The organism is Arthrobacter sp. (assembly GCF_031988865.1).
In the GTDB taxonomy this organism is placed as follows: Bacteria; Actinomycetota; Actinomycetes; order Actinomycetales; family Micrococcaceae; genus Arthrobacter_B.
Map to the genome: position 1 here is coordinate 38,809 of NZ_DALZXY010000011.1, position 11,915 is coordinate 50,723.

Genomic DNA, 11,915 nt, shown 5'->3' on the forward strand with positions numbered 1-11,915 from the left:
GTCCGCCGGCAGTGCGTGTCATCGTAAGATCTGCTGCCGGCGGATTTGCGGGCCGGGGCACGGAGCTTCTGTCAGGCGTCGCTGGGCTCGTCCAAGACGGTGACGGTACCGGCATCGCCGTCGACGCGGATCAGCTGGCCGGTTTTGATGGTGGACGTGCCGAATCCGGTGCCGACCACCGCGGGCAGGCCGTATTCCCGGGAGACGATGGCCGCGTGGCACATGATGCCGCCAATGTCGCTGACTGCGCCGCGGATACGCCCGAAGACGGGTGTCCAGCTGGGGCTTGTTACGGGGGAGACAAGGATTTCGCCGTCCTGCACCGTGTCCAGCTGATCAGGACGGAGGACTACGCGCGCGCGGCCCTCGGCGATTCCCGGGGATCCGGCGAACCCGGTCAGGTGTGTCCGGTTACTGCCGCCGTCCTGGGCGGCAAGCCACCGTTCGACGGTTTCGGGCGTGATGCCCCAAAGCATGATGGTCAGCGGTTCGTTGACTTCGCCTGGCACCGGTCCAAGGGCCGGTGGCGGGCTCCAGTTGCTGAGGGCAGCGTAAATTTCCTTGCGCCGCTCGATGATCGCGGGCCAATGGTAGCCGCCCTGGGGTTTGCCGCCGGCAGCCCAGGCCATCTGCAAATCCACAATGGCTTCTTCGACCTCGGCCCGGCGCAGGAAAAAGATGTCTTCGACGTCGTCCCAGAAGCCCCATGCTTGCAGCAGCTGGCTGAACTCGCGGGCCTTGTTCCAGAAATTCGTGAGGAACCAGTGTTCAACGTAGAAATTATGGTTTTCGACGTAGGGGAACACGGTCCGTGAGAGGCCCAGGGCCGCGTCAAAAGCCGGCAGGTCCTCTTCGTCCAGGAGGGAGCGGTAGTGCGCGACCAGTTCGTCGCGCTCGGCTTGGAGTTTGTCCAGTGGCCTGCGCAGGTCGTCGCCGTTGCGGAGGCGGAGAATGTAGTCGCCGATGGCTTGGATGGGGAGCCGCAGATCGTCGATCCAGCTGCGGTGGGAGTGGTACATGCCTGACCCGTACGAGAAGTAGAACCACGGATCCTTGCTTGCGTCCAGGGCGGCCAGCCAAGCCTTGCCGGCCTCGGAGCCCCCAAGGCTGGCCAGGAGGTCCTCCTCGGTGCTGGCGGCCTGGACAAGATCGGCAACACCGAGCTCCTCTGCCTTTCGGGCCAGCGCCCGAAGCTCGTCATCGGGGCGGAAGAGCAGAACATCAACGCCGCTGACCATGCGGGATATCGTCTGGTCGTCGATCTCCGGGAAGTGCTCCTTGCATAGGGTCAGGAACTGCAGGTACGCGGCGTAGCCCAGATTGAGGAACTCCGAATGCAGGGTCCAGATCTGGTCGCCGTGCTCCAGCAGTCGGTGGTACGCGGCCAGCAGAAGGTTGCCCTGAGTGGGCCCGCGGTTAGCCGTGACGCGCTCAATTGCCTCGAACTCGGATAGCGGCGGAACCTCCAGATCGTGGACGGACCGGATGGCGCCGGTGACGCGTCCCTCCCATTCGGCGTACAGGGTGTCCCAGTTCTCGAAGTAGTAGCCGGCGCGCTTGCCGAATTCCTCGGCCCGCCGTGCCTGTTCTTCGTCACCCGGGCTCGGGATCGTCGACATGTAGGTATAGCCATTGATGACGCGGACATCCAGGCCCTTGGCCGGTGGCAGTGCGAAGACGCGGGTGTTCGTCACGCCAGTTCCGGTGAAGGCACCATCGACGGTGAGCTGGTCAAAGGGGTAAGAAACTTCCGGGTAGTGCAGTGAGTTCCGGAACCATGTCTTAGATGAGTCTTCCGCCCGCCGCGTCTGCAGGAATCGGTTGTGGTACGCGTACATGTCCTCCCACCCCTCGGCCCCGACGGGTGTCTCTAGGTCGTACGGATCCGGAAAACTGCGTTCCTGCCGTCCCCTTTCCGATGGAACGGAGTTTTCGTTCAGTTCGCTGTCCGTGGTGGTCATGACTGCTCCTTCGCGTCCATGGGTGTCGGGAATGACGGGTACTGGCTCCAGTGTCCGGTAATGTGACCCCGATCACCAGAAAGTTTTTCACTGATCGAAAAGAAATCTGGACTGAGTGGCGACATGGCCGTCATCTAGGCATATACGGGTCATCCTTTTCATCAAATGAAACGAGGGGTAGGGTGTTCGAAAATGGCCGACGGCACCCTGAATGGAGGAACTATGGCGGGTACCGATGCCGCTACGCCTGGAAAATCTGTCACTGAACGGGCGTTTGCGGTACTGATGTCCTTCGACATGGCCCATCGCCAGCTAACGCTGTCGCAGATTTCACGCCGCAGTGGACTCCCGGTGGCGACGACGTTCCGCCTGCTGAACCACCTCGAGGCCATCTCGGCGGTTCAGCGGGATAGTTCCGGCCGCTACGCTATTGGCTCCAGAATCTGGGAATTGGGAATCCTCGCACCCACGCACGATGTGATCGGTATGGGAACCCGCCCGCTCCTACTTAACCTTGCGACGAAATCCGGAATGATGGTCCGGGTGTTCGCTGGTAACAGGGGAGTGGCGCTCTGTCTCGAGGAAGTCTTGGCCAACGGCGCCAGTGCGCCCGGCAGCGGGCCTGGCACTACTCTGCCCCTGGGTGATTCTGCCGCTGGACATATCCTCCTGGGTGGGATGACCCGGGCGGCCAGGGGTGCGCTGCCCGTAACACCGGCCAACTTCACCCGGGTGGAGGAGAGCGTCGCCGCTGCGCTGGAACGAGGGTGGGCAGAGTTAACCGACGCCGCCGGGAAGGTCGAGTATGCGGTTCCAATCCGGGCAGAAGGACGCCCGCCCATGGCCCTGTCCCTGAGTGCACCGCCGAATGCGGCGATCGCCTCCAAGCCCCAGGCTTCCCGGGGGGCCGTTCTGCCCGAGCTGAGGGGGGCCGCCCGCAGCCTTGCCACCATACTGGCGACTACGTCCCATTACGGTGTGTCAGCGCCGCCCGGCGTCGACGCGGCAACCGCGGCCAGCGCCGAAAGGAAGATCAGCGATGAGTGAGATGCCATACAAAAGCTCGGCTAAATCCGTCACCGCGAGGGCCCTGGCTGTCTTGGCTGCCTTCGACGTCGAAAATCCGCTGCTCACGCTCAGCCAGCTTGCCCGCAAGGCGGGGCTTCCGGTGGCAACCGTGTACCGCCTTGCCGGCGAGCTCGAAGACGGACGATTCCTCGACCGGAACAGCGACGGCCGCTATGGGCTGGGAGTGCGGTTGTGGGAGATGGGCCTGCTGACACCCGTTCATGGCTGGCTGCGCGAGACAGCCATGCCGTTCCTTCTTAATCTCCAATACGACTGCCGCGAAACCGTTCAGCTGGCCGTCTGTGACGGAACAAATGCCATCTACGTCGAAAAGCTCACGTCAGAGACCTCCGTTCCCGTGCAGAGCCGCATCGGTGCCCGCATACCGCTGCACGCCACGGGTGTCGGCAAGGCACTGCTGGCCTTCAGCCCGGATTCCTTCGTCGAAGCAATTCTTGCCATGCCTTTAACCGAATACACCCCGGAGACCATCACGGACCGGAGAACGGTGCTCCGGCAGCTGGCACAAATCCGCCAGCACGGCTATGCGCAGAGCTACCAGGAGTATCAGCCCGGATCCACGTCTATCGCCGCTCCGGTTCTGGTGGATGGCACCGTCCAGGCGGCAATTGGAATTGTCAGCTACAACCTCCGGACCGACCTGGACCAGTACATACCGTCCATACGCCGCGCCGCGGAGGGATTGGCCCGGCGCCTTGAGGAGGCAGCCGGGACGGCGTACCCGAGCATCAGCGGTTCGACCCCCGGGGTGCAGCGTCAACCCGGAGAACGCGCCCAGGGTGGGGAAGGGCGAGTCTTAGGTACCTGCGCCGCTGATTGATACTTCGCCTTGTTTCCAGCGGCTGCCTCAGACAGTCCGCGATTCGCTGCGCATCTTGTGCTGTTGCCGGCCACGTATACCTGCCACCGGTCCGATGTTCCCCGTACAGCGCTGGAAACTCCATGTCCACCACTGGACCCACATCCGGCGGTGGAGAGCACAAGGTGACGGGGGCGGAAGTCGGGCTCCGCTGGGGAAGGTGAAATCAAGGGGAAGGGGTGGTGCGTAATGATAGTGACGGGCGGCATAACAGCCCTTAATTCGGTTGTAGTCTCAGGGCATGCTCCTACCTGCCATTATTCTCATCACAGCCGCTCTAGTCTTCTACACGATTGGTGTGTGGTCGGAGCATCGCCAGCGCGTCCTGAAGTGGTGGCATGCCGGGTTTTTTGGCGTGGGGCTAATCTGTGATGCCAGCGGAACCTACCTCATGACCCAGCTTGCGAATTCAGGCGACGCCAGTACCGGTGGGACCGGAGCGGGGCTCAACGCAATCATGGCCGTAACCGGCGCCATTGCGCTGCTGCTGATGACATTCCATCTCATCTGGGCGGTCATCGTGCTGATTCGCAACCGCGATGGGGAAAAGAAGAGCTTTCATAAGTTCTCCCTCGTCGTCTGGGGCATTTGGCTTGTGCCCTACGTGACAGGAGCTATCGGCACCAGTCTGGGCTGATCCGGCACAGGCCCCTGGGGGGGGTGGAGCGAGGCACTCCGATCTCGGCTAGTTGACATAATGTAGATTATCGGCACTTTAGGATCCTTGCGGAAAGTGGGCCAGGTCACCCCCGGCCGCCGTTTGTACCAAGCCCTGCCAGTTCGACTTTCTAACGTTTTGAGCCTTGTTTCGGCACATCCCCTGCAGTTGCGAGTGTTGACTCGTGAGACGGCGTCGTTCTGTCATTCAGGTGCGATAGCTGGATTCTGCGTGAGGACCTTACGTGTTTTTGCTCTCGCCGCGCTCCCGAAGGTGCCTCGAATTCAGTTGACATAATGTCCCCCGCGGCAGGTTGGAGATGTTTTGCAGCTTTACATAACGCTGTCCTTCCCCGGCGGGAACATTTCCGCACCCTTGACCGTTATACCGGGCGTTGACCTGCAGCTGCACTGAGATACCGATGCTGGAAAACCCCCGCGGATCCCACCGCCGTGACTCGTCCGCCTCCCTGCCGGAGGCGCCCGCCGCATCCGCTGATCACGGGGTAAGCCTTATTCAGACCAATAGAAGCGCCGTTTGGTGTGATCGGCAGCTTCACCTATATGATCTACGCTCGAACCCCCCCACAAATTCAGGAGAAAAGCACTACAAATGGCTACCGATTACGATGCCCCGCGCGTCAAGGAAGAAGACCAGCCCACCGACTCGCTGGAGGGCCTGAAAGCCCAGCAGCGCGGCGGAGCGATGACGGCGGTTATCGATGTCGAAGAGTCCGACGCCATCGACGGGTTCGACCTGCCGGGTGCGGACCTCTCGGGTGAAGAACTGCTGATCAAGGTCGTTCCTGCCCAGGCTGATGAATTCACCTGCATGTCCTGCTTCCTCGTCCGCCACCGTTCGCAGGTTGCGCGGGAAAAGAACGGCGAGAAGTACTGCGTGGACTGCGAAGGCTAGCAGCACTCCCCTGGCACAAATGCCAGCAAACCAGGCCTGAGGCAGCTATGCCTCAGGCCTGATTTATTTATAGCCCGTCCCGGCGGTTGTCCCTGCCGCTGCCGAGGCGCTCCGATTGCGCCGTGGCTGGGGCGCCCCGGGCTGAAGGGGGGCGGCAGGAAACGCCGCGCCCACTAGGATGGAGCGGTGATCTTTGAACCCGGCTCCGCCGAATCCACTGCCGCCATCCGCGGCCTTGTACTGCCCATGCTGGAGCATGAACTCGTTCCCATCGTCCAGCTGGGACATCCCGCACTCCGCCGCCCGGCCACACCATTCGAGGGACAGTTGCAGCCTGATGAGCTGGCTGCCCTTGTGGCCTTGATGCGGCGCGTTATGCATGCTGCCCCCGGCGTGGGGCTGGCGGCACCGCAGATTGGAATCCCGCTGCGGATTGCGGTGCTGGAAGACAGTTATGTGCCGGACCCGGAGTTCGCAGACCTCCGGGAACGTGCCCCGCTGCCGTTCTTCACCATCGTGAATCCGCGCTATGAGCCCCTGGATGACCGCACCGCGGCCTTCTACGAAGGCTGCCTCTCCTTTGAGGGCTATCAGGGCGTGGTGGCCCGTCACCATTCAGTCGGGCTGGAGTACGACGACGAAGCCGGCGTTTCCTGCCGGCGCGAGTTCCACGGCTGGTCGGCCAGGATCGTCCAGCATGAGACGGACCACCTTAACGGTGTGGTGTACGTGGACAAGGCCTTAACGCGGTCGCTGTGTGCCAACTCCGAGTACCACCGCTGGGCCGAGCCTGGAATCAGCGAAGCCCGGCGCGTGCTGGGTTTCTAACCCCGCACGACCGGGCTTTCAGCCCCGATTGCCAGCCGGCCGTTAGCCAGCTGGCCGTTAGCCAGCCGGCCCCTAGGCGCCGACCGTGGCGCGTTCGGCGTCGTCGGCCGCTGATTCCTCTGACGTGTTCGCGGCGGACGGCAGCCAGCGTGCCCACCAGCGCAGGATATGTTCGAACCGCTGGCGCCGGTGCCAGGGGGTACCGGCCCGAGACAGCTCATGGTTCTCCCCCGGGAACAGCAGCAGTTCGGTGGGGACGTTCCGCAGCTTCAGTGCCGTGTAATAGCGCTGCGCCTGCTCAACCGGGCAACGCAGGTCTTCCTCGGAATGGATGACCAGGGCCGGGGTCCGGACCTTGTGCACCTGGGCGAATGGACTCTGCGTCAGGACGTGGTCCGGGTCGGCGCCGGTGTACGCCTCGGAGAAGAACCAGCCGATGTCCGAGGAACCCACGAAGGAGAGCGGGTCAAGGAATCCGCGCTCAACGATGGCGGCCGTGAACCTGTGGTCCTGGGCGATTGCCCACGCCGTGAGGTAGCCGCCGTAGGACCCGCCCATGACTCCGAGGCGCTCAGCGTCGAGGTCCGCGTGCGCGGCAAGAACACCTTCCAGGAAGCCCAGGACATCCTGCAGGTCCAGGGTTCCCATGGCCTCCTTGATGGAACGACCGTGTGCCTGGCCGTAGCCGGAAGAGCCACGGGGATTGCACATCACTACGGCGTAACCGGCCGCAGCGTAGGCCTGCGCCTCGTCGAAGAGCCCCCAACCGTACTGGGAGAACGGGCCGCCGTGGATATTTAGGAGCACCGGATGCGGGCCTTCCCCTTCGGGTAGGACCACCCAGCCGTGCACCGGGTAACCGTCTGCTGAAGGATGGGTTTCCTCGTGCAGGGCGGATACCACCGTGCGGCTGCGCAACTCAGCGGAAAAATCTGTCAGCGGCCGCAGGTTCTCCGGAGCCGTGGGATCGATTGCCGCAACGTCACCGGCCGTGTCTGCATCCGTGAATACCACCACGACGGCGCCCGAAGCTGCGGCGGCGGCACCGGTGACCACCCGCGGCCCCGAGACCAGCGTGCTGACGGTGCCCCGGGCCGACGCACGCAGCAGTTCGCCGCTGCCCCGGCTGAGGTTGAAGACCAGCACACTGTCCTGTCCATCCGGGATGATTCCCCCGCCGGCCAGGTCGATGGTTTCCGGATCGGTCAGCTGGACCGGACTCGAGGGGTCCTGAACCGGAGCTGCATAGAGTGCAGTGTTCCGGGCCAGGAAATCCAGCCCGGTTTCTGTGAGGTCCTGGGCCAGATAGTAGAGCCACGCTCCGTCGCTGCTCTGCACAGGGCAGGAAACGGAGAGCCGTGAACTCGTGCCGAGGTTGCTCAGGCGCTGCGGCTCCCCCGTGCCGTCAGAGCTGATTCCGTAGGCGTCCGTGACCAGGTCAGTATCGGATTCCGGGTGCAGGGCCGCGGTGAAGATCACCCGCAAACCGTCGGCGCTGAAGACCGGATTCAGGACATCTGCGTCGTAGTCCGTCAGCTGCAGTACATCGGGGAGGCCGTTGGCGCCGGGAGCTGCGGAACCGCCGGCCGCGGCACGCCCTTCCGGCTTGATGAAGGGTTCATCGGCCAGTCCGGGCAGAGTCAGCACGAAGGCCTGCACCCATTTATCCCGTGTGTAGCCTGCCCCGTTGGCCCGGTAATTGAACGTTGTGATGAGCCGTGGGTCCTCCGCACCGGGGACAACGCCGTCGACGGTGCCATAGCGGCCGGGCTCCGGCTCGCGGGAGGAAAACACGATTCGCGTCGAGTCCGGGGAAAACCGGAACCAGGACACACCCAGCCTGCGGTCGGTCAACTGAACCGGTTCGCCGCCGCCTGCTGGCATGGCGAAGAGCTGCGGACGGCCACCCTGAACGGTACGCAGGAAGGCCAGCGTCTGCCCGTCAGGGGAAAAGGACGGAGCAGCATCGTTGAAGCCGCGGGTTATCCGGTGCGGTGCCCCGCCGTCGAGGTAGACATTCCATAGCTGACCCACGTAGGCATCGGCTGAAAAGTCGGCCCGCTGGACGGCGACGACGGCGCGGCCGCCGTCGGGATGGATAGTCGGGTCGGAGACGGCGTTCAGGAGATCCAGGTCACTAGGTTTCACGATTCCGAGCTTAGCAAGCTCTCTCCGTTGCCCGGACCGGGGTGCGCCGGCACCGTTCGGTTGAACACCGCCGCCTAGGATTGGGATATGCCCTCCGGAAACCGATCCTTGCTTGCCTGCCCCGTCTGCCGGGAGGACCTGAAGCCGGAGCCGGATCGGCGGCAGCTCCGATGCCCCGCCGGACACCGTTTCGACGCGGCACGCCAGGGCTACTTCAACCTCCTGACCGGTGCGGGCACCAAGTTCCAGGCGGATAGCGCCGACATGGTGCAGGCACGAGCCGAGTTCCTCGCAGCCGGGCACTACGGGCCGCTGGCCGCCTGTGTCGCTGAGCTCGCCGCTGCGGCCGGAGACCACCCGGTGATCGTTGATGCGGGAGCAGGCACCGGCTACTACCTTTCCGAAGCAGCAGACGCCCTGAAAGCTTCAGCCACTGTGGCACTGGATATCTCCAAATACGCCCTGCGGCGGGCCGCGAAAGCCCTGCCGGAGGGATATGCCCTGGTCTGGGACGTCTGGCGGCGGCTCCCGCTGGCAGACGCCGCCGCAGATGCGGTGCTGAATGTTTTCGCCCCGCGCAACCCGGCCGAGTTCCGCCGTGTCCTGCGCACCGGCGGGGTCCTCATCGTCGTTACTCCCCTGCCAGGGCACCTGCGGGAAATCAGGTCCCTGGGCGGGCTGCTTGAAATCGGTTCTGAGAAGGAAGAGCGCGTTGCGAACTCCCTCGGCAGCGGCTTCACCTTTGATATCGGACGGCATGTGGAATACACCATGGAACTCTCCCGGTCCGATGTCCGTAACGCTGCCCTGATGGGTCCCTCGGCCCATCACCTCAAACCGGAGCGCTTGGAGGCCTCGCTGGACGCGGTTTCCTTCCCGCTGAAGGTCAGCGCGGCGTTTGGGGTGCAGCGTTTTCAGGCTTCAGGGCCTGACAAGGCATAACACCAGCGCCGGTCAGGGCGCGCCGTTCCCGGGCCACCTAGGTTAAGCGCCGAAGATCAGGCAGAATAAGCCAAAAGCCTGCATACACTCCTCCACCCGCCGCCGGGCCGCCTGTACCTCCCGGCACGGGGACGGACGGAGCCGGAGGGAAGCATGATGCAAGAAGTTTACGAATGGCTCGTGGCTTATGGCTGGGTTGTCTGGCTGGTGCTTTTCCTTGGGCTGGCAGCGATCGAAACCCTGACCTTGGACCTCTTTTTCGCCATGTTGTCCGTTGGGGCCTTGGCCGCGATGCTAGCGGCGATCCTGTCCGCCCCGTTGTTCCTCCAAGTTGTCGTTTTCTCCGTCGTGGCGCTCCTGATGATCATCCTGGTCCGGCCTGTGGCCCTCAAACACCTGAAGGCGGGCACGAGGGAAACACGGTCAAACATCGAAAGGCTCATCGGTGAAGCGGCTGTGACGCTGGAGCCCGTGGGCTCACGCACCGGTACGGTCAAAATCGGCGGGGACACGTGGACGGCGAGGTCCGGTGACGGCTCGCTCCTGCCAGCCGGCGAGGCCGTGTCGGTTATCAGGATTGAGGGAGCTACAGCAGTTGAACCATTGCGTCCCGCCGGCGGGGCCGCGGGTCCCTTCGGCCAGGATGGCGGGCTGACCGGACGCTGAAACCTAACTGGCCATGGGGCACTGCCTCACGGACCCAGGCCACCGGCTTTCGGCCGGAGGTAAATATCCCGGCGGGACCTTAGAGGATCCGGCCGCAATTCAAGGGGGAATATGGAAATGCAAACTGCCGTACTGCTGATTATCCTGGCGGTACTGATCATCTTTGTCCTGGTCGTTCTCGCAAAATCTATCCGGATCATTCCCCAGGCGCGCGCCGGAGTTGTTGAACGCCTCGGCAAGTACATGCGCACGCTGAACCCCGGCCTGAACATCCTCATTCCCTTTGTAGACCGGCTGCTCCCCCTGCTTGACCTGCGCGAGCAGGTAGTGTCCTTCCCGCCGCAGCAGGTCATCACCGAGGATAGCCTCGTGGTGTCCATCGACACGGTGGTCTACTTCCAGGTGACCGATGCCCGGGCGGCGACCTATGAGATCGCCAACTACATCCACGCCGTCGAGCAGCTCACCACCACCACCCTTCGCAACGTCGTCGGCGGGCTCAACCTCGAAGAGGCGCTCACCTCGCGTGACCGGATTAACGGCCAGCTGCGCGGCGTCCTGGACGAAGCCACCGGACGCTGGGGTATCCGCGTCTCCCGCGTGGAGCTCAAGGCGATTGAGCCGCCCCTGTCCATCCAGGATTCGATGGAGAAGCAGATGCGGGCCGAGCGCGAACGCCGCGCCACGATCCTTACGGCCGAGGGCACCAAGCAGTCGCAGATCCTCACCGCCGAAGGCCGCCGGCAGGCAGCGATCCTCGCTGCGGAAGGCGACGCCAAGGCTGCGATCCTGCGGGCCGACGGCGAGTCGCAGGCCATTCAGAAGGTCTTCGATGCGATCCATAAGGGCAACCCGGACCAGAAGCTCCTTGCCTACCAGTACCTCCAGACACTGCCCAAGCTGGCAGAAGGCAGTTCCAACAAGGTCTGGATCATTCCCAGCGAACTTGGCGAAGCCCTGCGCGGGGTAGGTTCGGCGCTCGGCGACTTCCTGCCGGATGCCAGGCCCGGAACGGTTGCCTCGCCTGACGAAGCGGCGGTCGCCTCCTCTGCCGAATCTCCGGAAGGCCCTTCAACCGCCGGATAGGCTGCAGCTGCAGCATGACCCGGGAGTGACGGTTAGCCCGGAGCCTTCGGTCCTGCGGCGGGTGAACCTGGGGCATCGGAGAGCCTGCACTTAGGCCGCGGTCACAGCCCGCTGCCGTGTGCCGGTATAATTGACTGTTTGCCGGGGTGCGGGCGGTTGATCTGCCCTCCCGGGAACAGGATCTGTGGCTGTGGCGTTGTACTAACCGTGCCGGTTTTGTGCGGCAAGAGGCTTTAGCGGCTGTGCTGACGGCGCAGTGAGCACTATAGATGGGCCTTCAATGGTCCTTCGAAACTGATTGAGGGAGAAAAAATGAGCGATCGTAGCCTGCGGGGTATGCGTCTGGGTGCGCAGAGCATGGAGACGGAATCCGGTGTGGAGCCGGCTCCCCGGCAGCGTGTCGAATACCGCTGCGAGGACGGCGAACGCGTGTTCGTGACCTTCGCCGCGGAAGCTGAAGTTCCCCCGGTCTGGGTATCCAAGACCGGTAAGGAAGCACTGCTGGTGGATGGCGAGAAGCCGGACACGAGCAACGATAAGCCTGTACGCACCCACTGGGACATGCTGCTGGAGCGACGCAGCATCGAAGAACTCGAAGTCATCCTCAAGGATCGCCTGGACAAGCTGCGGGAACGCCGCGGTGAGCGTGCCGCTTCCTAACAGGGCGCTCTAACCACTTTCCAACTGCTGCCAGCCCTGCTTCTCCACAGGAGGCCTGCACCGGGCCAGCAGCGGGGGTCCAGTAAAACGGCAAAAAGGGCCG

The 11,915-nt window shown here is 63.6% G+C and carries 11 protein-coding genes; 9 read left to right on the plus strand and 2 right to left on the minus strand.

Annotated features, from left to right (window positions below):
• Positions 1-71: 71 nt before the first annotated feature.
• Positions 72-1,961 carry a PEP-utilizing enzyme gene (locus RTN46_RS03745; RefSeq protein ID WP_312179118.1) on the minus strand — a complete coding sequence of 630 codons (1,890 nt, stop codon included), beginning with the start codon at positions 1,959-1,961 and terminating at the stop codon, positions 72-74.
• A gap of 222 nt (positions 1,962-2,183) precedes the next feature.
• Here RTN46_RS03745 and RTN46_RS03750 point away from each other — a divergent pair, with 222 nt between their 5' ends.
• From RTN46_RS03750 to RTN46_RS03770, 5 genes are all read left to right on the plus strand, one after another.
• The gene (locus tag RTN46_RS03750; protein WP_312179119.1) at positions 2,184-3,008 is read left to right on the plus strand and encodes a helix-turn-helix domain-containing protein; all 825 of its coding nucleotides are present in this window, start codon (positions 2,184-2,186) and stop codon (positions 3,006-3,008) included.
• Positions 3,001-3,870 carry an IclR family transcriptional regulator gene (locus RTN46_RS03755; RefSeq protein WP_312179121.1) on the plus strand — a complete coding sequence of 290 codons (870 nt, stop codon included), beginning with the start codon at positions 3,001-3,003 and terminating at the stop codon, positions 3,868-3,870. The genes RTN46_RS03750 and RTN46_RS03755 overlap by 8 nt, the downstream gene beginning before the upstream one ends.
• 280 nt (positions 3,871-4,150) lie before the next feature.
• Positions 4,151-4,546: an HsmA family protein gene (locus RTN46_RS03760; protein ID WP_312179123.1), complete on the plus strand. Its 396-nt coding sequence runs from the start codon at positions 4,151-4,153 to the stop codon at positions 4,544-4,546.
• Between the two features lie 633 nt (positions 4,547-5,179).
• Complete coding sequence (locus RTN46_RS03765; protein WP_066297758.1) at positions 5,180-5,482, plus strand: DUF4193 domain-containing protein; 303 nt, start codon at positions 5,180-5,182, stop codon at positions 5,480-5,482.
• A 246-nt stretch (positions 5,483-5,728) separates the two neighbouring features.
• Entirely contained in the window at positions 5,729-6,310 is a 582-nt protein-coding gene (locus tag RTN46_RS03770) for a peptide deformylase (RefSeq protein ID WP_396157278.1), read from the plus strand.
• Between the two features lie 72 nt (positions 6,311-6,382).
• Here RTN46_RS03770 and RTN46_RS03775 read toward each other — a convergent pair whose 3' ends face one another.
• The gene (locus RTN46_RS03775; RefSeq protein WP_312179128.1) at positions 6,383-8,458 is read right to left on the minus strand and encodes a S9 family peptidase; all 2,076 of its coding nucleotides are present in this window, start codon (positions 8,456-8,458) and stop codon (positions 6,383-6,385) included.
• 87 nt (positions 8,459-8,545) lie between these two features.
• Between RTN46_RS03775 and RTN46_RS03780 the strand changes: the two genes are divergently transcribed.
• The 4 genes from RTN46_RS03780 to RTN46_RS03795 all read left to right on the plus strand — a co-directional run bounded on the left by RTN46_RS03780 (position 8,546) and on the right by RTN46_RS03795 (position 11,812).
• Positions 8,546-9,400 (plus strand): putative RNA methyltransferase, encoded by an 855-nt coding sequence (locus RTN46_RS03780; protein WP_312179129.1) that lies wholly within the window; start codon positions 8,546-8,548, stop codon positions 9,398-9,400.
• Between the two features lie 153 nt (positions 9,401-9,553).
• Positions 9,554-10,066 carry an NfeD family protein gene (locus tag RTN46_RS03785; RefSeq protein ID WP_312179131.1) on the plus strand — a complete coding sequence of 171 codons (513 nt, stop codon included), beginning with the start codon at positions 9,554-9,556 and terminating at the stop codon, positions 10,064-10,066.
• Positions 10,067-10,177: 111 nt separating this feature from the next.
• Entirely contained in the window at positions 10,178-11,152 is a 975-nt protein-coding gene (locus RTN46_RS03790) for an SPFH domain-containing protein (protein WP_312179133.1), read from the plus strand.
• 312 nt (positions 11,153-11,464) lie between these two features.
• Entirely contained in the window at positions 11,465-11,812 is a 348-nt protein-coding gene (locus tag RTN46_RS03795; protein WP_312179135.1) for an RNA polymerase-binding protein RbpA, read from the plus strand.
• Positions 11,813-11,915 lie beyond the last annotated feature (103 nt).